Genomic DNA, 23727 nt, shown 5'->3' with positions numbered 1-23727 from the left:
ATAAAAAGTATCAAAAAATGATAGAAATGGTTGAAAGTTACGAGAAATATGTTGATAGCTTGCCTGAGCTAATAAACAAATCCTATTTTAAAGCTGAGTTTTTTATGCAAAAGTTAGGTTTAAAACATGCCACATACTATAGAAAATTAAGATCGAAAACATTTACGCATCAAGAAGTAAAACTAATAACGACTTTGCTGTTTCCAGAAGAAATTTTGATTCAACAGCTTCAAAAAGGTGAAGAAGATATCAAGGCCGGAAGAACTATAGATTTCCAAGATTTCAAAAATGAATTAAGAGCTAAGTATAATTTCTAAATCAACAGGATTTCTTTTGTTATCCCAAAATATAATAATGTATAGTATTTGTTTTTCAATTTTGTAAAATAAATAAACTTGATGTGATATTAAAAACTTACGAAATGCTGTTTTCTTATGTCTAGACCCTATATGATTATTTTGAGATATAATTTCTATAATTGATACGGTCTTTTTTGAAAATTCAGACGCTTTAGATTCAGTATAGTGACTAATGATTTGACTGAAAGTTGTTTTAGCAATTTCTGTTAATTCGATTTTCATATTTGAGAATTAAGTTTCAAATATAAAACAACTTTAATAATATAAGATTTTTCTTTCTTTTTTTATTTCAATTGTTTGTTTTCTAGCCCCGATTGAGGCGGTATCCTCGTAGCGGAGCGGAGAGATATAGCCGAAAGCGGGAAACCATGCTTAGTAAAATGCCTTTTGTTTGGCTTCAAAAAAAACTTAGAGCCTTAGTAGCTTAGCATCTTAGGAGCTTTCTTTTTCCATCTTTAATTGCTATTTTTGCCTAAAAGGAGAAAATTTCATGCAAAAATATATTGACCAGCTCAACGAAGCGCAGAGAGCGCCTGTTTTAAAGAAAGACGGGCCAATGATTATTATCGCTGGTGCAGGTTCTGGAAAAACCAGAGTTTTAACGATTAGAATTGCTTATTTGATGCATCAGGGAATTGATGCTTTTAATATTTTGTCGCTGACGTTTACCAATAAAGCGGCGCGCGAAATGAAACACAGGATTTCGGATATTGTGGGAGCATCTGAAGCTAAAAATCTTTGGATGGGAACTTTTCACTCGATATTTGCCCGTATTCTTCGTGCAGAATCTGATCATTTAGGATATCCTTCCAATTTTACCATTTACGATTCTCAGGATTCGGCTAGATTGATTTCTTCGATTATCAAAGAAATGCAGCTGGATCGAGACATTTATAAACCAAAACAGGTTTTAGGACGTATATCTAGTTATAAGAACAGCTTGATTACGGTTAAAGCGTATTTTAATAATCCTGAATTAGTCGAAGCCGATGCTATGGCGAAACGACCAAGATTAGGGGAGATTTATCAGCAATATGTAGAACGCTGTTTCAAAGCTGGAGCAATGGATTTTGATGATTTGTTGTTGAAAACCAATGAATTGCTAACTCGTTTTCCAGAAGTTTTGGCCAAATATCAAAACCGTTTCCGCTATATTCTGGTTGATGAGTACCAAGATACAAACCACTCTCAATATTTGATTGTTAGGGCTTTGTCTGATAAATTTCAGAATATTTGTGTGGTTGGAGATGATGCGCAGAGTATTTATGCTTTCCGTGGTGCGAACATCAACAATATTTTGAATTTCCAGAAAGATTATGAGGGCGTGGTAATGTTCCGTTTGGAGCAAAATTACCGTTCGACTCGAAATATTGTAGAAGCCGCAAATACGGTGATGGAGCATAACAAAACGAAACTGGATAAAGTAGTTTGGACAGCTAACGATTTTGGACCAAGAATTAAGGTTCATAGAAGTTTGACAGATGCTGAAGAAGGGCGTTTTGTAGCAAGTACTATTTTTGAGCAGAAAATGCAAAATCAGTTGCATAATGGCGCTTTTGCGATTTTATACCGCACCAATGCACAGTCGCGTGCAATGGAGGATGCGTTGAGAAAACGTGATATTCCGTATAGAATTTATGGTGGATTGTCTTTCTATCAGCGTAAGGAGATTAAAGACGTTTTATGCTATTTGCGTTTGGTTCTGAATCCGAAAGATGAAGAGGCTTTGATTCGTGTAATCAATTATCCGGCGCGTGGAATTGGAGATACAACAGTAGAAAAATTAACTATTGCGGCCAATCATTACAAACGTTCGATTTGGGAAGTAATGGTGAATATTGATAAAATCGATTTGAAACTGAATGCGGGAACAAAAAACAAATTAAAGGATTTTGTGACTATGATTCAGAGTTTTCAAGTTATCGATCAGAATCAGGATGCTTTTTATGTTACCGATCACGTTGCCAAGAAAACGGGTTTGGTTCAGGAATTGAAAAAAGATGCTACTCCAGAAGGAATGGCAAAAATTCAGAATATCGAAGAGCTTTTAAACGGTCTTAAAGATTTTGTTGAAGGACAGAGAGAAATTGATGGAGCAAGAGGTGCACTTTCTGAATTCATGGAAGATGTGGCTTTGGCAACAGATTTAGATAAAGATACCAACGATGATGATCGTGTGGCTCTGATGACAATTCACTTAGCAAAAGGATTGGAGTTTCCGCATGTATTTGTGGTGGGAATGGAAGAAGATTTGTTTCCTTCTGCCATGAGTATGAGTACGAGAAGCGAACTAGAAGAGGAACGCCGATTGTTTTACGTAGCCTTAACTCGTGCAGAGCATCAAGCGTATTTGACGTATGCTCAGTCGCGTTACCGCTGGGGGAAATTGACAGACAGCGAACCGTCTCGTTTTATTGAAGAAATTGACGGTCAATTTTTAGAATATTTGACGCCATCAGAAACCAATTATCGTTATAAATCACCAATTGACGGTGATATTTTTGGCGATGTAGATAAATCAAAATTAAGGTTAAATAAACCCGTTGGCGGAACTCCGCCTGCTCATATTACTAGCAACGAGCCGAAACCAGATTTGAATATTCGTAAGCTAAAACCAGTTTCTGGAAATGCACCATCAAATGGAAATTCAAATTTATTTGACAGTAAATTGACGGTAGGAAATATTGTAATGCACGAACGTTTTGGTAAAGGGGAAGTGATTAATCTTGAAGGTGTAGGAGCAGACAGAAAAGCTGAAATTAAATTTGAAGTAGGCGGATTAAAGAAATTGCTGTTACGATTTGCCAAACTTGATGTAGTGGGATAAATGTAAATTTAAGTTCGAAGTATTTCGTAACTTTAATAAGCATGAAATTTAAAACCTTAAACTTAAAACAAAAAACATGGCTGAATTTATAAAAATATACCCAGATAAACCTAGTGAAGCTGCTATTGCAAAAGTGGTAAAAGTGCTTCAGAATGGCGGGTTGGTAATTTATCCGACAGATACTGTTTATGGTTTGGGCTGTGATATTACCAATTCGAGAGCTTTAGAAAAAATTGCTAAAATAAAAGGAGTTAAATTAGAAAAGGCTAACTTTTCATTTATTTGCCATGATTTAAGTAATCTATCAGATTATGTGAGACAGATTAATACTTCTACATTCAAGATCTTGAAAAGAGCTTTACCAGGGCCGTATACCTTTATTTTGCCTGGAAATAATAGTCTTCCAAAAGAGTTTAAAAAGAAAACGACAGTAGGTATTCGTGTTCCTGACAATAATATCATATTAGAAATTGTTCGTCAGTTAGGAAATCCAGTTGTTTCGACTTCTATTCGTGATGAAGATGATGTGATAGAATATACTACAGATCCAGAATTGATTTTTGAGAAATGGCAGAATCTTGTAGATATGGTAATCGATGGAGGCTATGGAGATAATGTGGGATCAACAATTATTGATCTTTCTGAACATGAGCCAGTTATCGTAAGAGAAGGTAAGGGTGATATTGATATTTTGTAAAAAAATACACTAAAAGTATAAAAGTACAGAAATTATGAGTAACTTTATTTTGTTAAAATTTAGTTAGTTACTTAAAAATAATGCTATTCTTGATTTATATTTAATTGGTTATTAAAAACAAAATTAAGGATACATAAAAGCAGGTCGTAAGACCTGCTTTTTCTGTTTTTATAATGATGTACAACTAATTATTTTTGTTGTTTTTTCATTTCTTTTTCAATCATATCATAGAATTGATCGATTTTTGGCATAACTACGATACGAGTTCTTCTATTACGAGCTTTGTCTTCTGCAGTGTCGTTTGGTACCAATGGCACGTAAGAACTTCTACCAGCAGCAATTAATTTTGCTGGGTTAACACCAAGATCGTTTGTTAATACACGAACGATAGAAGTAGAACGCTTAACACTTAAATCCCAGTTGTCTAAGATAATTCCGTTGCTTTTGTATGGTACGTTATCAGTGTGACCTTCAACCATACATTCGAAATCTGGCTTATCGTTTACAACTTTAGCAACTTTTCCTAAAACAGTTTTTGCTTTGTCGCTTACTTCATAGCTACCGCTTTTGAATAATAATTTATCAGCGATAGAGATAAATACAACTCCTTTTTCAACATTGATTTCGATGTCTGGATCGTTGATTCCAACAGCACCTTTTAAGCTTGTCACTAAAGCTAAAGTTACACTGTCTTTTTTAGTAAGCGCATCTTGAAGTCTAGAGATTTTCAAATCTTTTTCTTTTAAACTTTCAAGAGATTTTTCAAGGTTTTCAGCACCTTTAGTAGTTAAGATTGTTAAATCTTTTGAACTATTGATAAGATCTTGATTATGCTGTTTGTAGCTTTCAGCTGTAGCAGCTAATCCAGCTTTTTCTTCTAAGCACGTATTTAATTTTACAGTACATGAGTTTAACAAATCTTGAGTCTCTTTGTTTTTAGCTTCTAACTCAGCATATTTCTTTTTAGAAACACATGATGTTAGGGCCATTAATACTGATAGTGCGATAACTATTTTTCTCATAAATTTAATTTTAATTAGACTTGATTACAAATTTAGTTTTTAATATTTTGAATACTGTTAAAGATTTCTTTAAATAAGGTCAATTTCCTGATATAATAAAGGAAAACGATGCTTTTCACCGTATAGTATTGCTGTATTTGAAAATCTTTACGTTTTTTTAAATATTTTAAAGATAAGCAATAAAAAGAGAAATGTGCCTTCAAAATGGCAAAAGTATGCCCGATTTTACCCTGTGTAAGAAAACGGATACCTGCAATTCCATCTAGAACCATGCGGAAAAAAATCACAAAAAATAATCCTCTTGAAGGCAGATTTTTGACCAGCATTAACAATGAATTTCTAAAATTCAGATACGTTTTTTTAGGATTTCCCTGTTGCAATGTGGCACCGCCAACGTGGTAAACAACAGATTGGTAGTTGTATTTTATAATATGTCCTTCATTTGCAGCGCGCCAGCATAAATCTATTTCTTCCTGATGTGCAAAGAAGCTTTCGTCAAAACCGCCTAGTTCATGATAGATGTTTTTTCTAATGAAAAAACAAGCTCCAGAAGCCCAGAACAATTCAGCATTATCATCGTATTGGCCGTTGTCTTTTTCAATAGTTTCAAATATTCTTCCTCTGCAGAAAGGAAAACCGTATTTGTCAATAAAACCGCCGGCAGCACCTGCATATTCAAAATATTCCTTGTTTTTAAAATCAAGAATTTTAGGCTGAATAATAGCCGTGTGCTTTTCTTTTTCGAAAGTATCAAGGATAGGTTGAAGCCAGTTTTCTGTAACTTTTATATCTGAGTTTACTAATGCATATATTTCTGCATCAATATGTTTCAAAGCATCATTATAGCCTTTTGCGAAGCCGTGATTGCCTGAATTTTTTACAATTTTTATAGTGGGAAAATTTTCTGTGACAAATGCAACAGAATTATCCGTAGAATCATTGTCAGCAACATAAATTGCTGCGCCTTCTGAAAACTGAATAACAGATGGTAAGAACTGCTCTAGCAATTTTACTCCGTTCCAATTTAAAATTACAACTGCTATTTTATCCAAAAGTACTTAATTATTTATTCTTTGTTAATGGTTTTCTTTATAGTCTGGCAGGTTTCTCAAAAACTCATATTTTTCGTTTTCAAAATCCATTTGACAATAAAAATGGTTTAGTCCGTTTGTGACATTCAAAAACCGTGCCTGCATTGTCATATTGTAACGCGCAATTTGATCAAAAGTTGCCTGAGAGATTTTAACTTCTGGCGCTTTGCACTCTACTAATATATGTATAGAACCATTGGAGTTAAATACGACAACATCGTAACGTTTTCTTAATCCGTTGACTGTTAAAACTTTCTCTACATTAATGAGCGATTTGGGGTATTTTTTTTCATGCATCAAATAATGAACAACATGCTGACGAACCCATTCTTCTGGCGTAAGAATTATAAATTTTTTCCTGATTTCATCAAAAATAGACACTTTATTTTCGCTATTTTTGAATCGGAAAGTATAAGAAGGAAAATTTAGCTTTAACATAAAGCAAAAATATAAAATAGTTTCAGGTTTCAAGTTTAAAGTTTCAAGTTATTGGAACTTTAAACTTGAAACTTTAGACTTGAAACAAAATTAAATGGACGAAGTAGTAAAAATTGTTAATGATATTAAAGCCGGAGATATTAAACCGATTTATTTCTTGATGGGTGAAGAACCTTATTATATAGATAAGTTATCGGAATATATTGAAGGTAATGTTTTAGCCGAAGAAGAAAAAGGTTTTAATCAGACAGTTTTATACGGAAGAGATGTTTCTGTAGACGATATTATTTCAACGGCCAAGCGCTATCCGATGATGGCTGAACGTCAAGTTGTTATCGTAAAAGAGGCGCAAGATTTATCAAGAACAATTGATAAAATTGAGTCGTATGTAGATAACCCGATGCAGACCACTGTATTGGTTTTTTGTTATAAATATAAAACGCTCGATAAACGTAAAAAAGTTACTAAACTACTGGCGCAAAAAGGTGTAGTTTATGAAAGTAAAAAATTATACGAAAATCAAGTAGGAGATTGGATTAAACGTGTTCTAGCCGGAAAAAAATATACTATTGATCCAAAAGCTAATGCCATGCTAGTGGAATTTCTAGGAACAGATTTAAGTAAAATCAATAATGAGCTAGAAAAGTTGCAGATTATTCTACCGAAAGGGACCATGATTACCGCTGAACATATTGAAGAAAATATTGGTTTTAGTAAAGATTATAATGTGTTCGAACTTCGAAAAGCAATTGGAGAACGTAATCAGTTGAAAGCATACAAAATAGCAGAGAATTTTGCACACAATCCGAAAGAATACCCTTTGGTTATGACAACAGGTTTGGTATTCGGTTTTTTCGTTCAGCTTCTAAAATACCACGGATTAAAAGATAAAAGTCCTAAAAATGTCGCTTCGGCGCTTGGCGTAAATCCGTATTTCTTAAAAGAATACGATTTAGCCGTAAAAAACTACCCAATGCGAAAAGTGAGTCATATTGTTGGTGCTTTGCGAGATATTGATGTTAAAAGTAAAGGTGTGGGAGCCAATGCTTTATCGCAGGCAGATTTGCTGAAAGAAATGCTGTATAAAATTTTTAATTAAGCCATTAAAATCACGATATTTGCTTTTCTAAAATTTTGCACTAAAAATATTTATACAATTATGGGAATGAATAAAAACACCATTTTAGGATGGGCTACTTTTATAATGGTACTTATGGGATTGTTGCTTATAGGTCTTGGAATCTTTAGATACAGTGATGTTTCGGGCTGGGGATTTGGTGCTGTAGGAGTTGGCTTTTTTGCTAATGCTTGGGTTTTCAATGCTTTGAAAGGAAGAGTTTAAATAAAATTCAAAAAAGAAATAAATAATTATAATAAAAAATAAAAAATGTCAGACGATAAGAAAGTAATTTTCTCAATGCAGAAATTGAGTAAAACCTATCAAGGAGCAGATAAGCCGGTTCTTAAGAACATTTATTTAAGTTTCTTTTATGGTGCTAAGATTGGTATTTTGGGACTTAACGGTTCTGGAAAATCTTCGCTTTTAAAAATTATTGCAGGAGTTGATAAAAACTATCAAGGTGATGTCGTTTTTCAACCTGGTTATACAGTAGGCTATTTAGAGCAAGAACCAATTCTTGATGATTCTAAGACAGTTATAGAAATTGTTCGTGAAGGTGCAGCTGAAACAATGGCTGTTCTTAAAGAATATAACGACATCAATGATTTGTTTGGTCTTGAAGAAAACTATTCTGATCCAGACAAAATGGATAAATTGATGGATCGCCAAGCAGCATTACAAGACAAAATTGATGCGCTTGGAGCTTGGGAAATCGATACCAAACTAGAAATTGCGATGGATGCGTTGCGTACTCCGGAAGGAGATACGCCAATTAAAAACCTTTCTGGTGGAGAGCGCCGTCGTGTGGCTTTATGCCGTTTGTTATTGCAACAGCCAGACGTATTGCTTTTGGATGAGCCTACCAACCACCTTGACGCTGAGTCAGTTCTTTGGTTGGAGCAGCACTTAGCGCAATATTCAGGAACTGTAATTGCAGTAACGCACGACCGTTATTTCCTTGATAACGTTGCTGGATGGATTTTAGAGTTAGATAGAGGAGAAGGTATTCCGTGGAAAGGAAACTATTCTTCTTGGTTAGATCAAAAATCAAATCGTTTAGCTCAAGAAGAAAAAGTAGCTTCTAAACGTAGAAAAACTTTAGAGCGTGAGTTGGATTGGGTACGTCAAGGTGCAAAAGGACGTCAGACAAAACAAAAAGCACGTTTACAGAACTACGACAAATTATTAAATGAAGATCAAAAACAGCTAGACGAAAAACTAGAGATCTATATTCCGAATGGTCCTCGTTTGGGAACAAATGTTATTGAAGCGAAAAATGTTGCCAAAGCTTTTGGCGATAAATTATTATACGATAATTTGAACTTCACTTTACCACAAGCGGGTATTGTTGGAATTATTGGGCCAAACGGTGCTGGTAAATCTACTATTTTCAAAATGATTATGGGAGAAGAAGCTACTGATAGCGGAGAATTTTCTGTTGGAGAAACAGTAAAAATCGCTTACGTAGACCAGTCTCACTCTAATATTGATCCGAATAAATCAATCTGGGAAAACTTTGCAGATGGTCAGGAATTGATTATGATGGGAGGAAAGCAAGTGAACTCAAGAGCTTATTTATCACGTTTCAACTTTGGCGGTGGTGAGCAAAACAAAAAAGTGTCAATGCTATCTGGTGGAGAACGTAACAGACTTCACTTAGCAATGACTTTGAAAGAAGAAGGAAACGTACTTTTGCTGGATGAGCCTACAAATGACCTTGACGTAAACACACTTCGCGCACTAGAAGAAGGTTTGGAAAATTTTGCAGGTTGTGCTGTAATTATTTCTCACGACAGATGGTTCTTAGATAGAATTTGTACACACATTCTAGCTTTTGAAGGAAACTCTGAAGTTTATTTCTTCGAAGGAAGTTTCTCTGATTATGAAGAAAACAAAAAGAAACGTCTTGGTGGTGATTTAACTCCGAAACGTTTGAAATACAGAAAATTGATTAGATAAATTCTTTTCAAATTTCAAATAAAAAATCCCAAATTCCAATTGATGTGAATTTGGGATTTTTTTATTTAGTTTGTCATTTCAATTTCTCTTACAAAACCAAATATTTTTTTAGGAGCTAATCCCGCTATCCGTTACAATCTTTTTTATTTTTAAAGAAAAAATAAAAAAGGATTTTCACTTCTATCGGGGCTAGGAAACTCTTTTCATAAGAACATTTACGTTTAGTTTGTCATCCCGAGGAACGAGGGATCTTCGCAAGAAACTCCGCAATCAAAATCGCCAATCTTTGTAGAGTTTCTTGCGAGGATTTCTCTCTTAGTTCGAAATGACAAAAAAAAGGAAAACGAAGTTGGACTCTGGATTTTTGTTTTTTAAACGTTTTGTTTTTTCGTCTAGTTTGTCATCCCGAGGAACGAGGGATCTCCGTAAGTAACTCCGCAATCAAAATCGTCAATCTTTGTAGAGTTTCGTGCGGAGATCCCTCGTTCCTCGGGATGACAAAAAATGAGGATAAGTCTAAAGAAACTTAGCTTTCAATTCCGGAGTAGGAATCATGCAGCTTTCTTTTTTGCCATACCAATTGTATCTATTTTTTGCAACGTAATCATAAATTCGGTCACTTATAAAAATTGGTACAATTCTAAAAATTGGAGTTAATTTCCAAAGCCCGCCAAAATTTTTCGCGATTTCGATAACAGCAGAAGATTTATAAAAATAAGCTGTTCCGGGATTGTATAAAATAATACTATCCATTTTAGAAAAACTGATTCCCAAATGTTTGCAAATGGAAATTCCTAAATCTGATTGCAATGCGACAAATCTAAAAATATCTTTTTTATCGTGTTTGATGATAAACTGTACAGCAGAACTGCAGAGATTACAAACTCCGTCAAAAAGAATTATTTTTTTATTTTTTGCAGTCATTGCGAGGAACGAAGCAATCTCATGATGTTTATCCATTACAATTTGTTATTATAGAATCATTATGTTTTCTATTTCTTCAAATAGATCTTTCCAGGTTGGATTTAAAGAACGAATTAAATTGTTTTTTGCTTCTCTTGAACCTGCTTTTATTTGTTTTTCTCTTCCAATTGCCTCTTCAATCCACTGAAATTGTTCATAATAAACTAAAATATTGATATTATATCGCGCAGAAAATGATTTTGGATATTTTTTGTTTTTATGTTCTAAAATTCTTTTCGGAAGATTTGATGTTACTCCGACGTAGACAACAGTTTGATACTTATTTGTTATGATGTATACAAATCCTGGTTTCATTTTTCTTCAATTTATTTTGCAATTGTGAGTTTTATCTAACCTTAGTGAGGTTGCTTCGTTCCTCGCAATGACAAAACTAACGAAAATAAAATAATTGTAAGATTTGTATTATTTATAATTTTTTATTATTGATTTTTAATATGTAATAATTTTTACAAATCAAAAACGGCTTTTATAAATCAATTTTAAGCTGATTTTAAAATTTGTCGACCTTCTTTTGTGTTAAAATGAAAATATTTCTTTAAATCGTTTTATTTTAATTTTAGCGATTTTTAACTCAATTTAGAACTGAAAAATTATTTTTTTACAGCTTCAACCAATTCCAATTCGTCTAAACTTACTTTCGAAGTAAAAATACCATAATTAACAGTTGCTTTATTTTTTTCGATAGAATCGATACTTCCAACAGATCTTCCATCAAGCATTCTAACTCGGTCACCAATTTTTAAAATCGGTTTTGGTTTTTCTACTACAGGTTTGAGTTTCTTCTCTTTTTTCTCTTTTCGAATTTCTTCAACTTTTACCTGTACTTCAGCAATAATTTCTTTTTGTTTTTCAACTTTTGCTTTTACTTCTTTCGGAGTCGCTTTTTTGCGTTTCGAATTTTCAATCTCAACAATTTTCAAAAATTCACCAATCAGTTCTTTCTTGTTTTTATTGTTGAAATATTTTTCAGCAATATCATCTATTTTTTGCCCGATGTAAATTATCTTTTGATTACTATCGTATAATTCTTGATAGCTTTCCAATTTCTGCTGAATTTTAGTATTGATGTTTTCCATCTTTTTACTTTCCTCACGCGCTCTGGTTTCTTCCTCTTTTAGATTTAAAGAAGTTTTTTCCAATTTCGATCTCTCTTTTTGAAGCGTAGCAATGGTTTTGTCAAAACGAACTTTTCCAACTTCGATTTTCTTTTTCGCACGATTAATCAATCCAAACGGAATTCCATTTTTCTGTGCTACTTCAAAAGTAAACGAACTTCCCGCCTGACCCAAAGCTAATTTGTACATTGGTTCAAGTGACTTTTCATCGAACATCATATTCGCATTTGTTGCGTATGGCAATTCGTTGGCAAGAATTTTTAAATTAGAATAATGTGTTGTGATAATTCCGAAAGCTTCACGGTGATAAAATTCTTCTAAGAAAATTTCAGCCAAAGCTCCACCCAATTCAGGATCAGAACCTGTACCAAATTCGTCAATTAAGAACATGGTTTTTTTGTTGCATTTCTTTAAGAAATAATTCATGTTTTTTAAACGATAAGAATATGTACTTAAGTGATTTTCAATAGATTGATTGTCTCCAATGTCTGTCAATATTCTGTCAAATAAGAATGTTTCGCTTCTTTCGTGCACTGGAATCAAAATTCCAGATTGCAGCATTAATTGCAATAATCCAACTGTTTTTAAGGAAATGGTTTTTCCTCCAGCATTTGGACCAGAAATGACAATAATTCTGTTTTCTTGTTTTAGTTCGATTGTCTGCGGATGCGTAACTTCTTGTTTTTGCTTGTTGTTCAAATACAAAATCGGATGATACGCTTCTCTAAAAAATAATCTTCTTTCGTCTGTAATTGCAGGTAAAATCCCGTTGATTCGGTTTGCATATTTTGCTTTTCCGGCAACTACGTCAATATCACTTAAAAAGTCTTGATATTCAATTAGTAAAGGAAGATACGGACGAATTACATTCGACAAATTTTTTAAAATTCTAGTAATTTCTTCTTTCTCTTCGTATTCCAGATTGGCTAATTCTCGAGAATATTTCAAAGTAGCTTCAGGCTCGATATAAGCAATGCTTCCAGTTTTAGAACTTCCTAAAATTGAGCCTTTTACCTTACGACGATACATCGCTAAAACGGCTAAAACTCTACGGTTTTGAACAAAACTTTCTTTAATATCGTCCAAATATCCTAAACTATTATATTGAGTCAAAGCCACACCAAAGCTTTGGTTTACTTTCCCGCGAACCAAATTCATATTTTGGCGAATACCAGACAGAGCGGGAGAGGCATTATCTTTAATTTCTCCGTATTTGTCTACAATTGCGTCAATTGCCGTGATAATATCTTTGGTCAATTCAACGCGAGAAGCTCTTGCATTTAAATTTGGATAATAATCATCGAATTTTTTTAAGAAATTCAGCAACACATTTGTTGTTGCAGAAAGATTGGCAATTTTTCTAAAACTTCCTACTTCAAGAAAACTGTCCTCAATAGCAAGAAATTTAATTTCGTGCGAGATTGCGTCAAATCCGTGATTCGGAATTGCGTTATTGTTTTGAAAAGAAGATACATACTCCGATGTCTGCATCAAAGATTGCATTAATTCTTCTTTATCTCTAAATGGTTTTATCTGTAAAGCCTTTTCTTTTCCAATGTCGGTGTTGCAACCATCTGAAATGGTTTCTAGAACAGTTGGAAATTGTAAGTCTTGTAATGTTTTTTCGGTAATACTGATCATTTATTTTCTTTATGAAAGCAAAAGCAAAAGTACGAAAACATTCATCAATTGTGAATTATGAGTTATGAATTATGAGTTTTTTTCTTTGCTGTCGTTTTAATTTTTTACTTTCGATTTTTGATGTTTTTCTTTTTAGGGATATGATTTTAGGTAATTATTTCTGAAATTCGCATAAAAAAAATTATGGACGTAAAAATGCATTCTTCTTGGAAACCTGTTTTGAATGAAGAATTCGAAAAACCATACTTCAACGATTTAATTGAATTTGTAAAATCAGAATACGCGACAAAAATTTGTTACCCAAAAGGGAACCAGATTTTTTCAGCTTTTGACCATTGTCATTTTGACGAAGTAAAAGTAGTTATCATTGGGCAAGATCCGTATCACGGGCCTAATCAGGCCAATGGTTTGTGTTTTTCTGTAAATGACGGAATTCCTTTTCCGCCTTCTTTATACAATATTTTTAGAGAAATCGAAACAGATTTGGGAAAACCGCTTCCTAAAACTGGAAATTTGGAACGTTGGGCAGATCAAGGCGTTTTTCTTTTAAACGCAACTTTAACGGTTAGACAATCTGAAGCTGGAAGCCATCAAGGAAAAGGTTGGGAAAAATTCACTGATGCTGTAATTAAACAAATTTCTGCTGAAAAAGAAAATGTGGTTTTCTTGCTTTGGGGAGGTTTTGCTCAAAAGAAAGCGGCTTTGATTGACGCTTCAAAACATCATATTTTAAAATCTGGACATCCTTCGCCTTTAAGCGCAAATAGAGGTTTTTGGTTTGGAAATAAACATTTTTCTCAAACTAATGATTTTTTGAAATCGAAAGGATTGAAAGAGATAGAATGGTAATTTAAGGTGCAAAGTTTCAGAGTGACAAAGAGGCAAAGGTAAAAAACTTTGTGTCTTTGTGACTTTGCGAGAAATATTCTTTAGTTAAAAAAAATCTTTTGAATCTGCGAGAAACAAAAGATTTTTTTATTTTATTTTTTTACGATTTCTTCTAAAACAGCTTTATTCTCGTAGTTTACTACTTTTAGAATAATTTCTTGATCTTTAACTGTTTTGCCTTCAATGATATAAAGTTTCCCTCCTTTTGTTGGAACATTACTTTGGTCAAAATCAACATCTCCGTAAGTTAAAGTATTTTTGACATCTGCTGTGTCCACCCATTTTTCGTTTAGAGTCTGAATGGCTTTTGGTGAATATTGAAAAGGTTTTGTTCTAAGATTATTTAAAACTCTTGCGTTTGGAAAATAATTGCAACGGGTGTCTTTTCCAATAAAAAATCCTGATACAATAAAACATCCCATTACGAGACCAATCAGATAATATGCAAAACGGTGTACGAACTTCATGAAATAATTTTTTTGCAAAGGTACATTAAAGTTCCCTTAAAATACAAGTAAATTAATATCGTTGTCTGGTAAATCGAACCAGTCGCCAATTGCTTTATTTGTTAGGATTCCGTGATAAAGATAGATTCCGTTTTTAAGGCCTTTATTGCAGCGAATGGCGCTCTCGATACCACCATCTTCGGCTATCTGATGCAGATAAGGTGTCAAGATGTTACTGATTGATAATGAAGCAGTTTTGGAATATCGTGAAGGTATATTAGGTACGCAGTAATGCAGTACATTGTTTTTTATAAAAGTTGGTTTTTCATGAGTAGTGACTTCCGAAGTTTCGAAACAACCACCGGTATCGATGCTGACATCAACAATTACGGCACCTTTTTTCATGTGTTCTACCATTGTTTCATTTACTACAATCGGGCAGCGTTCTTTGCCTCGCATAGCGCCAATAGCCACATCACAACGTCTTAAAGCTTTTAATAAACCTTTTTGCTGTATAGTTGAAGTAAAAATTCTTTGGTTTAAATTGTTTTGAAGACGACGTAGTTTTGTAATCGAATTATCAAAAACTTTTACGTTCGCGCCCAATCCAATAGCGGTTTTGGCAGCAAATTCACCTACAGTTCCAGCTCCTAAAATCACAACTTCAGTAGGAGGAACACCAGTAATATTTCCAAACAAAAGACCTTTTCCGAATTCGTCCGTGATCATTAATTCAGCAGCAATAAGGATTGAAGCAGTTCCTGCAATTTCGCTTAAAGATTTTACAGCGGGATAAGATCCATCTTCATCTTTAATATATTCAAAAGCTAAGGCTGTAATTTTCTTTTTTGCCAATGCTTCGAAGTATTCTTTCTTTTTGGTTTTTAGCTGAATAGCAGAAATAATAACCGTTTCCGGATTAATCATCTCGATTTCTGCCAATGTTGGCGGTTCTACCTTTAATAGAAACGGACAGCCAAAAACTCTTTTAGTATCTTTTGTAATTTCTGCACCGGCATCTGCATATTCTTTATCGGTATAACTCGAACTTTCTCCGGCTCCAGATTCAATCATAACGCGGTGTCCCTCGTACGTTAACGAATTCACAGCATCGGGCGTAAGACAGATACGGCGTTCCTGGTAACTTGTCTCTTTAGGAATTCCTATAAAAAGTTCTCTTTTAAAACGACCAACCTCAAGTTTTTCTTCCTGCGGTATTAATTGTTGTTTTGTAAATGGAGTTAACGTGATTGACATGGATAGTGCAAAAATTAAGGGTACAAATTACGTAAAAAGATTTAAAATTAATGCAAAAATTCTGCTAATACTCTAGGTGGAATGTTAAGAAATGTTTTAACATTCAATAAAGCTTATCTATATCTTTTTTAAGAAGTTCGTCAAAGGATTAAACTAATTTCAATTCTCTTTTTCCGTCTGAAAGCAATTCAATATTAATTGTAGAATGTTCTTCTGGGATTAAGCTTTCAATTTTTTCAGACCATTCGATAAAACACCAATTTCCAGAATACAAATAATCGTCAACACCCATATCTAGCGCTTCAGTTTCTTGTTTAATTCTGTAAAAATCAAAATGATAGACTTTTTTGCCGTTCGGAATCTGATATTCGTTTACTAGAGAAAAAGTTGGACTGCTGGTTGCGTCTGTAATTCCTAAACTCTTGCATAATTGCTTGATTAAAGTCGTTTTTCCAACACCCATTTCTCCATTAAAAAGAATAATTTTCTGAGGGTTTGAAGCTAAAATCTGCTCAGCAGTTTCCTTGATTTGATCTAAAGTAAAAGTGATCGTCATTGTAGTCTTTTTTATTTGCCACGAATTTCACAAATTTTCACGAATTGACTATTATCAATTCAAAAATAATTCGTGCAATTCGTGAAATTAGTGGCTAAACAATTATTTAGGATTAAAAACCAAGAACGGAATAATCATTTCTTCTAATGAAATTCCTCCATGCTGATAGGTGTTTTTGTAATAACTCACATAATGATTATAGTTGTTTACATAAGCCAGAAAGAAATCATTTTTGGCAAAAATAAACGAACTGCTCATGTTTATCGCAGGCAAACCAATTGTTTTAGGTTCTTTTACTACATACACATCTTTTTGTTCGTAAGTTAAACTGCGGCCAGTTTTATAACGCAGATTCAGACTTGTATTTTTATCTCCTACAACTTTCGACGGATTTTTTACATTTATTGTTCCGTGATCTGTTGTTAAAATCAGTTTGAAACCTAAAAGTTGTGCCTGCTGAATAATTTCCAATAGTGGAGAATTTTTAAACCAGCTTAGAGTTAAAGAACGATAGGCTTTATCGTCTGAGGCCAATTCTTTTACCACTTCCATTTCTGTTTTAGCATGCGAAAGCATATCAACAAAGTTGTAAACTACCGTTACTAAGTCATTTCCTTTTAAGGCTTTGAAGTTTTCTGCTAATTTTTTTCCGCCAGAATAATTCGTAATTTTAAAATAATCTTCTTTAATATTTAAACCTAGACGTTTTAATTGAGCCGATAAAAATTCTGCTTCATAAAGGTTTTTTCCTCCGTCTTCAACATCATTTTTCCAATATTCAGGATGCTTTTTTTCCATTTCTAAAGGCATTAAACCAGAAAAAATTGAATTTCTCGCATATTGCGTGGCAGTTGGAAGAATAGAGTAGTACGGAACTTCTTTTTCTAGCTTATAATAGTTTGAAATTACAGTTTCAAAAGACTTCCATTGGTCATAACGCAAGTTGTCAATAACCACAAACAGAATAGGTTTGTCTTTCTTTTTAATTTCAGGAACTACCAATTCTTTAAAAAGAGTATTAGACATAATTGGTTTTTCTGCTTTTGGCTCAAACCAGTCTTCATAGTTTCTTTCGATATATTTTCCGAATTGCGAATTGGCTTCGACTTTCTGAGATTCTAAAATTTCAATCATCGCTGTATCGTTGATGTCTTCTAGTTTTAATTCCCAAAAAAGCAATTTTTTATATAATTCGATCCAGTCTTCATAAGAATTAACCATTGCCAATTCCATCGAAATTTTTCTGAATTCTTTCTGGTAATCCAAAGTGGTTTTCTCGGTAATTAATCTCGAATCGTCTAGATTTTTCTTCAAACTCAAAAGAATCTGATTCGGATTTACTGGTTTGATCAAATAATCAGCGATTTTAGAACCAATGGCTTCTTCCATTATATACTCTTCTTCGCTTTTGGTAATCATAATCATCGGAATAGCAGATTTTTTTTCTTTCATTTCAGAAAGCGTTTCTAATCCGCTCATTCCAGGCATGTTTTCATCTAGAAAAACAATATCAAAATTATCTTCTTCAAACAAAGCAATCGCGTCAAGACCATTATTGCAAGTAGTAACTTCGTAATTCTTTTTTTCTAGAAATAATATGTGTGGCTTTAAAAGATCGATTTCATCGTCGACCCAAAGTATTTTTATCTTATCCATAAATCAATTTAATTTTTACTGCAATTTAAAGTTATAGAACTTAAAAAGTATTAAAAATAGTATAAAATTGCCAAACAAGATGCATGAATTTATTTTGCATTTTAACATTTTTAAATGTATTTTATTGATAATCATGATAATTTCGATTATGATTTTTAAGTAAAAAACACCAGACTCTTTATACTTATTTACTTATATTTGTTGACCAAAAAAATAACCAGACTGTGACTCAGATCAATAAATTAAAAATATTCAACGATCCTATATATGGATTTATAACGATTCCGAACGAGCTGGTTTACGATTTAATTCAGCATCCTTATTTTCAGCGTCTACGCCGTATTTCTCAAATGGGATTATCATATTTGGTGTATCCAGGAGCCAATCATACCCGTTTTCATCACGCTTTAGGATGTATGCATTTGATGAAAAAAGCGATCGATACGCTTCGTTTTAAAGATGTTGTAATTTCTGAAGAGGAAGAAAATGCGCTTTTAATCGCCATTTTACTTCACGATATAGGACATGGCCCATTTTCGCATGCAATGGAAAAAAGTATTGTCGAAGATGTACATCACGAAGCCATTTCACTACTGTTTATGAATCAGTTAAATGATGAGTTTGACGGAAGATTAAGTTTGGCGATTCAGGTTTTTAAAGGAGAATATCATAGAAAATTCATGCTGCAATTAATTTCGAGCCAATTGGATATGGATCGAATGGATTATTTGAAACGTGATAGTTTTTATACGGGAGTTGCTGAAGGAAATGTAAATTCTGAACGTTTGATTCAGATGATGAATGTTGAAAATGATGTTTTGGTAATCGAAGAAAAAGGAATTTATTCTGTAGAGAAATTTCTGCTTTCTAGAAGATTAATGTACTGGCAGGCTTATTTGCATAAAACAAGTTTGGTTGCCGAGTTAATTTTAATGAAAGTCTTAAAAAGAGCCAAAGAACTGGTTTTAAAAGGAGTAGATCTTCCTTGCAGCGAGCCGCTTTCTTATTTTATGCACAATAAAGTAACACTTGAAGATTTTGATGCCGAGAAGTTGGATTTGTTTTCGCAATTAGATGATTTTGATATTATTAGCGCTCTAAAAACTTGGCAGAGACATGATGATTTTGTCTTGAGCACTTTGAGTAAAATGATTATTAATAGAGATTTACTTAAAATTAAAATGAGTGCAGAGAAAGTCTCTATGGAGGAATCTCAGTCTTTAAAAGAGCAGTTTGCCAATAAGCATCATATTTCGCAATTGGATGCAGGATATTTTATTTTTAGAGGAAAAATTAAAAATCAGGCGTATAGTAAAGAAGCAGAACCTATCCGTATTTTGAAAAAAGATAAAACAATTGAGGATGTTGTTGAAGCTTCTGACCAGCTGAATTTGAAATCGTTATCTAAATTGGTAACAAAATATTATATCTGTTTCCCAAAACAACTTATATAAAATTAACATTTAAATCCTATTTTTTATATTTTTGTCGCGATGAAATTTACAGCAGAACAAATAGCAGGAATTTTAGAAGGAGAAGTTGTTGGGAATCCCAATGCAGAAGTTTCTAAGCTTTCTAAAATCGAAGAAGGAGACGAGGGATCGCTTACTTTTTTGGCTAATCCTAAGTATATCAATTATATATATACTACAAAAGCGACAGTAACAATTGTTAATGAAAGCTTTATTCCAGAACAGGAAATTACAACTACACTAATTAAAGTGGAAGATGCTTATGCAGCGTTTTCTAAACTTTTACACTTTTATAATCAAGTCAAATTAAATAAAACGGGCATCGAGCCTCAGTCATTTATGTCTGAAGGAACTAAATATGGCGAAAATCTATATTTGGGAAGTTTTAGTTATGTTGGACAAAATGTAGTTTTAGGTGATAATGTAAAAATTTATCCAAACAGTTTTATTGGCGATAACGTTGTTATTGGCGATAATGTATTCATTTTTGCTGGTGCTAAAATTTATTCAGAAACTGTTATTGGAAACAATTGTACGGTACATTCTGGCGTTATTATCGGCGCTGATGGTTTCGGATTTGCTCCAAACGAAAATGGCGAATACAGTAAAGTGCCGCAAATTGGAAATGTTATTATTGAAGATAACGTAGATATTGGCGCTAATACTACGATAGACAGAGCAACACTTGGTTCTACAGTTATTAGAAAAGGAGTGAAGCTAGACAATCAGATTCAGATTGCGCACAATGTAGAAATTGGAAAAAATACTGTGATAGCTGCTCAAAGTGGTGTTGCGGGTTCTACAAAAATTGGCGAAAACTGTATGATTGGTGGACAAGTAGGTATTGCAGGCCACTTAACAATAGGTAATAATGTTAGGCTTCAAGCGCAGTCGGGTGTAGCCAGAAACATTAAAGACGATGAAGTTTTACAAGGAACTCCGTCTCTTGGATATACCGATTTTAATAAATCGTATGTTCATTTTAAGAATCTGCCTAAAATTGTGGCTGAAGTTGAAGAATTAAAAAAACAAATAATAAACCCAAAAAATGGAAATAATGGTTAAACAGAAGACCATCAAAAATGAAATTTCGCTAACAGGAGTTGGTTTACACACTGGAAAAGAAGTTACAATGACTTTTAAGCCTGCACCCGTTAATAATGGTTTCACTTTTGTAAGAGTAGATTTGCAAGGTCAACCAGTTATTGAAGCTGATGCTAATTATGTTGTTAATACTCAAAGAGGAACAAATCTTGAGAAACTTGGAGTGAAAATTCAAACTCCTGAACACGTTTTGGCAGCAGTTGTTGGATGTGATTTGGATAATGTCATTATTGAATTGAATGCCTCTGAACTTCCAATTATGGATGGTTCGTCAAAATATTTTGTTGAAGCAATTGAGAAAGCGGGAATTGAAGAACAAGACGCAAGCCGCAATGTTTATGTTGTAAAAGAAGTTATCTCTTTTACAGACGAAGCTACAGGAAGCGAAATTCTTGTAATGCCTAGCGACGAATATCAGGTTACAACTATGGTAGATTTTGGTACAAAAGTTTTAGGTACTCAAAATGCCACTCTTAAAAGTCTAGCCGATTTTAAATCTGAAATTGCAAGCTCTAGAACTTTTAGTTTCCTTCACGAATTAGAGTCTTTGTTAGAGCACGGACTTATTAAAGGTGGAGATTTAAACAATGCAATCGTTTATGTAGATAAAGAAATCTCTGAATCTACAATGGAAAATTTAAAGAAAGCTTTTGGTAAAGAAGAGATTTCTGTAAAACCAAACGGCGTTTTAGATAATCTGACATTGCATTATCCAAATGAGGCGGCAAGACATAAACTACTTGACGTAATTGGAGATTTATCTTTAATTGGAGTTCGTATCCAAGGAAAAATTATTGCAAACAAACCAGGTCACTTTGTAAATACTCAGTTTGCAAAGAAATTGGCTAAAATTATCAAAATAGAGCAGAGAAACCATGTGCCAACTTATGACTTAAATCAGGAGCCCCTGATGGATATTCATAAAATTATGGCAATGCTTCCTCATAGACCTCCATTTTTGTTAATTGACAGAATTATCGAAATGTCTGATCGTCACGTCGTAGGTTTGAAAAACGTTACGATGAACGAGAATTTCTTCGTTGGTCACTTTCCAGAAGCTCCAGTTATGCCAGGTGTATTAATTGTTGAAGCAATGGCACAAACAGGTGGAATTTTAGTATTAAGCACAGTTCCAGATCCTGAAAATTATTTGACATATTTCATGAAAATTGATAATGTTAAATTTAAACACAAAGTATTGCCAGGTGATACTTTAATTTTTAAATGTGAGTTAATTTCTCCTATCAGAAGAGGAATTTGTCATATGCAAGCAAACGCTTATGCAAATGGTAAATTGGTAACTGAGGCTGAATTAATGGCACAAATAGCAAGAAAACAATAATAAATTATCAAATTTATTGTTTAGGTTTGTTGCTTCAAATCAGAATATTTTAATTAAAAATATAAAACATACAGATGAATCAACCATTAGCATATGTTCATCCAGGCGCGAAAATCGCTAAAAACGTTGTAATAGAGCCATTTACAACAATTCACAATAATGTTGTTATTGGTGATGGTACTTGGATTGGTTCAAACGTGACCATCATGGAAGGGGCTAGAATTGGAAAAAATTGCAACATTTTTCCAGGAGCTGTAATTTCTGCGGTGCCACAAGATTTAAAATTCGGAGGTGAAGATTCTCTTGCTATTATCGGTGATAATTGTACAATTAGAGAATGTGTAACTATCAATAGAGGAACAATTGCTTCTGGCCAAACTATAATAGGAAACAACTGTTTAGTAATGGCTTATGCTCACATCGCACACGACTGTGAGATCGGAAATAATGCAATTATCGTAAATGGTGTTGCTTTAGCAGGTCACGTAGTAGTTGGAAATCATGCTGTTATTGGTGGTTTAGCTGCTATTCACCAATTTATTCATATTGGAGATCACGCTATGATTTCTGGAGGATCTTTGGTAAGAAAAGATGTTCCTCCATTTACAAAAGCAGCAAAAGAGCCTTTGTCTTATGTTGGAATTAACTCTGTTGGTTTAAGAAGAAGAGGATTTACTACTGAAAAGATTAGAGAAATTCAGGAAATTTATAGAATTTTATACCAAAAGAATTACAATACAACTCAGGCTTTAAGTATTATTGAAGCTGAAATGGAAGCGACTCCTGAAAGAGATGAAATTTTAGATTTCATTAGAAACTCTTCTCGAGGAATCATGAAAGGTTATTCAGGAAATTATTAAATTTAAGAGTTTAGATTTCTGATTTTAGAGTTCTAAACTACAGTTGAAAAAATAAAAAAAATGAAGATTGATTCTAAGTTTTGGATCTAAAATCTACATTCAAAAATCTAAAATAAAAAACAAATGGCGTCTACATCAGATATTAGAAACGGATTGTGTATTAAATTTAATCACGATATCTATAAAATTATTGAATTTCTTCACGTAAAGCCTGGAAAAGGTCCAGCTTTCGTAAGAACAAAACTAAAAAGTTTAACTTCAGGAAAAGTATTAGACAATACTTTTTCAGCTGGTCATAAAATTGATGTTATTCGTGTTGAGACACATACTTTCCAATACTTATATCCAGAAGGTGATGAATTCCACTTTATGAATGCTGAAACGTTTGAACAAATTTCTTTAAACAAAAACATTTTGGATGCTCCAGATTTGTTAAAAGAAGGAACAAATGTGATGGTACAAATTAACACAGAAACAGATTTGCCATTGTCAGTAGATATGCCAACATCTGTAATTCTTGAAGTTACTTATGCAGAGCCAGGAGTAAAAGGAAATACTGCTACAAACGCAACAAAATCTGCTACAGTTGAAACAGGAGCGACAATTAACGTTCCGTTGTTCATTAACGAAGGTGATAAAATTAAAATCGATACAGCTTCAGGTTCTTACATGGAGCGTGTAAAAGAATAGTTATTTTAATTAAGATAATTTGACAATGAGTCAATTAGAAAATTTGTGAGTCGACATAATTTTGTATATTCACATTCTAATTGACTCATTTTCTAATTGAGATAATAGGACAATGAGTCTATTAGATAATTTTTAGATCAACATAACTTTGGATATTAATTTTCTAATTGACTCATTTTCTAATTTACAAGTTTTCTAATTAT

General features: G+C 33.2%; 23 protein-coding genes. 12 read left to right on the top strand and 11 right to left on the bottom strand.

Translation table 11 applies throughout. The features are described from left to right. The first annotated feature begins 17 nt into the window (after positions 1 to 17). Positions 18 to 317, top strand: coding sequence for a hypothetical protein (locus tag ACWA1F_RS07625; RefSeq protein ID WP_456892968.1), 300 nt, complete (start codon positions 18 to 20; stop codon positions 315 to 317). Here ACWA1F_RS07625 and ACWA1F_RS07620 read toward each other — a convergent pair. Then, a complete protein-coding gene (locus ACWA1F_RS07620; RefSeq protein WP_456892966.1) occupies positions 294 to 581 on the bottom strand; it encodes a hypothetical protein in 288 nt (95 codons plus the stop codon). The two genes, ACWA1F_RS07625 and ACWA1F_RS07620, sit on opposite strands and share 24 nt — an antisense overlap. 268 nt (positions 582 to 849) lie before the next feature. Here ACWA1F_RS07620 and ACWA1F_RS07615 point away from each other — a divergent pair, with 268 nt between their 5' ends. Then, entirely contained in the window at positions 850 to 3186 is a 2337-nt protein-coding gene (locus tag ACWA1F_RS07615) for an ATP-dependent helicase (protein WP_456892964.1), read from the top strand. A 76-nt stretch (positions 3187 to 3262) separates the two neighbouring features. Next, positions 3263 to 3883: an L-threonylcarbamoyladenylate synthase gene (locus ACWA1F_RS07610; protein WP_306155255.1), complete on the top strand. Its 621-nt coding sequence runs from the start codon at positions 3263 to 3265 to the stop codon at positions 3881 to 3883. Between the two features lie 188 nt (positions 3884 to 4071). Here ACWA1F_RS07610 and ACWA1F_RS07605 read toward each other — a convergent pair whose 3' ends face one another. The 3 genes from ACWA1F_RS07605 to ACWA1F_RS07595 are packed head-to-tail and all read right to left on the bottom strand — an operon-like array spanning position 4072 to position 6434. Then, positions 4072 to 4905: an OmpA/MotB family protein gene (locus tag ACWA1F_RS07605; RefSeq protein WP_306155254.1), complete on the bottom strand. Its 834-nt coding sequence runs from the start codon at positions 4903 to 4905 to the stop codon at positions 4072 to 4074. 32 nt (positions 4906 to 4937) lie between these two features. Further along, positions 4938 to 5957, bottom strand: a complete 1020-nt coding sequence (locus ACWA1F_RS07600; RefSeq protein WP_456892961.1) for a glycosyltransferase — start codon at positions 5955 to 5957, stop codon at positions 4938 to 4940. 24 nt (positions 5958 to 5981) lie between these two features. Further along, positions 5982 to 6434, bottom strand: a complete 453-nt coding sequence (locus ACWA1F_RS07595; protein WP_456892959.1) for a type I restriction enzyme HsdR N-terminal domain-containing protein — start codon at positions 6432 to 6434, stop codon at positions 5982 to 5984. 94 nt (positions 6435 to 6528) lie between these two features. Here ACWA1F_RS07595 and holA point away from each other — a divergent pair, with 94 nt between their 5' ends. From holA to ettA, 3 genes are read left to right on the top strand one after another with little or no spacing between them, the layout of a single operon-like run. Then, positions 6529 to 7533, top strand: coding sequence for a DNA polymerase III subunit delta (gene holA, locus ACWA1F_RS07590; protein ID WP_456892957.1), 1005 nt, complete (start codon positions 6529 to 6531; stop codon positions 7531 to 7533). A gap of 60 nt (positions 7534 to 7593) precedes the next feature. Then, positions 7594 to 7776 (top strand): CAL67264 family membrane protein, encoded by a 183-nt coding sequence (locus ACWA1F_RS07585; protein WP_125720634.1) that lies wholly within the window; start codon positions 7594 to 7596, stop codon positions 7774 to 7776. A gap of 45 nt (positions 7777 to 7821) precedes the next feature. Continuing rightward, complete coding sequence (gene ettA / locus ACWA1F_RS07580) at positions 7822 to 9513, top strand: energy-dependent translational throttle protein EttA (protein WP_306155250.1); 1692 nt, start codon at positions 7822 to 7824, stop codon at positions 9511 to 9513. A gap of 516 nt (positions 9514 to 10029) precedes the next feature. Here ettA and ACWA1F_RS07575 read toward each other — a convergent pair. The 3 genes from ACWA1F_RS07575 to ACWA1F_RS07565 all read right to left on the bottom strand — a co-directional run bounded on the left by ACWA1F_RS07575 (position 10030) and on the right by ACWA1F_RS07565 (position 13253). Beyond that, on the bottom strand, positions 10030 to 10473 hold the full coding sequence (locus tag ACWA1F_RS07575; RefSeq protein ID WP_456892954.1) for a thiol-disulfide oxidoreductase DCC family protein: 444 nt from the start codon (positions 10471 to 10473) through the stop codon (positions 10030 to 10032). A 12-nt stretch (positions 10474 to 10485) separates the two neighbouring features. Next, positions 10486 to 10791, bottom strand: coding sequence for a GIY-YIG nuclease family protein (locus ACWA1F_RS07570; RefSeq protein ID WP_456892952.1), 306 nt, complete (start codon positions 10789 to 10791; stop codon positions 10486 to 10488). Between the two features lie 296 nt (positions 10792 to 11087). Beyond that, the gene (locus ACWA1F_RS07565; protein WP_456892950.1) at positions 11088 to 13253 is read right to left on the bottom strand and encodes an endonuclease MutS2; all 2166 of its coding nucleotides are present in this window, start codon (positions 13251 to 13253) and stop codon (positions 11088 to 11090) included. Positions 13254 to 13436: 183 nt separating this feature from the next. On the opposite strand from ACWA1F_RS07565, the gene ACWA1F_RS07560 reads away from it, so the two are divergent. Continuing rightward, positions 13437 to 14102: a uracil-DNA glycosylase gene (locus ACWA1F_RS07560; RefSeq protein WP_456892948.1), complete on the top strand. Its 666-nt coding sequence runs from the start codon at positions 13437 to 13439 to the stop codon at positions 14100 to 14102. Positions 14103 to 14233: 131 nt separating this feature from the next. Here the strand turns inward: ACWA1F_RS07560 and ACWA1F_RS07555 are convergent, their stop codons facing one another. From ACWA1F_RS07555 to porX, 4 genes are all read right to left on the bottom strand, one after another. Next, positions 14234 to 14608 (bottom strand): DUF4258 domain-containing protein, encoded by a 375-nt coding sequence (locus tag ACWA1F_RS07555; RefSeq protein ID WP_456892946.1) that lies wholly within the window; start codon positions 14606 to 14608, stop codon positions 14234 to 14236. 36 nt (positions 14609 to 14644) lie between these two features. Beyond that, positions 14645 to 15844: an alanine dehydrogenase gene (locus ACWA1F_RS07550; RefSeq protein ID WP_306155242.1), complete on the bottom strand. Its 1200-nt coding sequence runs from the start codon at positions 15842 to 15844 to the stop codon at positions 14645 to 14647. 148 nt (positions 15845 to 15992) lie between these two features. After that, positions 15993 to 16400: a tRNA (adenosine(37)-N6)-threonylcarbamoyltransferase complex ATPase subunit type 1 TsaE gene (tsaE, locus tag ACWA1F_RS07545; protein ID WP_456892944.1), complete on the bottom strand. Its 408-nt coding sequence runs from the start codon at positions 16398 to 16400 to the stop codon at positions 15993 to 15995. Positions 16401 to 16502: 102 nt separating this feature from the next. Next, positions 16503 to 18056 (bottom strand): T9SS response regulator signal transducer PorX, encoded by a 1554-nt coding sequence (gene porX / locus ACWA1F_RS07540; protein ID WP_306155236.1) that lies wholly within the window; start codon positions 18054 to 18056, stop codon positions 16503 to 16505. 224 nt (positions 18057 to 18280) lie between these two features. On the opposite strand from porX, the gene ACWA1F_RS07535 reads away from it, so the two are divergent. The 5 genes from ACWA1F_RS07535 (at position 18281) to efp (ending at position 23524) form a co-directional block, all read left to right on the top strand. Then, the gene (locus ACWA1F_RS07535; RefSeq protein ID WP_306155234.1) at positions 18281 to 19510 is read left to right on the top strand and encodes an HD domain-containing protein; all 1230 of its coding nucleotides are present in this window, start codon (positions 18281 to 18283) and stop codon (positions 19508 to 19510) included. Positions 19511 to 19549: 39 nt separating this feature from the next. Beyond that, positions 19550 to 20593 carry a UDP-3-O-(3-hydroxymyristoyl)glucosamine N-acyltransferase gene (gene lpxD / locus ACWA1F_RS07530; RefSeq protein WP_306155232.1) on the top strand — a complete coding sequence of 348 codons (1044 nt, stop codon included), beginning with the start codon at positions 19550 to 19552 and terminating at the stop codon, positions 20591 to 20593. After that, positions 20586 to 21974 carry a bifunctional UDP-3-O-[3-hydroxymyristoyl] N-acetylglucosamine deacetylase/3-hydroxyacyl-ACP dehydratase gene (locus tag ACWA1F_RS07525; RefSeq protein WP_306155230.1) on the top strand — a complete coding sequence of 463 codons (1389 nt, stop codon included), beginning with the start codon at positions 20586 to 20588 and terminating at the stop codon, positions 21972 to 21974. Before lpxD ends, ACWA1F_RS07525 begins: the two co-directional genes overlap by 8 nt. A 74-nt stretch (positions 21975 to 22048) precedes the next feature. Further along, positions 22049 to 22834: an acyl-ACP--UDP-N-acetylglucosamine O-acyltransferase gene (gene lpxA, locus ACWA1F_RS07520; protein WP_306155228.1), complete on the top strand. Its 786-nt coding sequence runs from the start codon at positions 22049 to 22051 to the stop codon at positions 22832 to 22834. 123 nt (positions 22835 to 22957) lie between these two features. Further along, positions 22958 to 23524 carry an elongation factor P gene (gene efp / locus ACWA1F_RS07515; RefSeq protein WP_306155226.1) on the top strand — a complete coding sequence of 189 codons (567 nt, stop codon included), beginning with the start codon at positions 22958 to 22960 and terminating at the stop codon, positions 23522 to 23524. Positions 23525 to 23727 lie beyond the last annotated feature (203 nt).

It is taken from the genome of Flavobacterium erigeronis (genome assembly GCF_054075165.1).
Note: the sequence above shows the minus strand (reverse complement) of the source record. Positions and strands in the feature narration are given on the sequence as shown.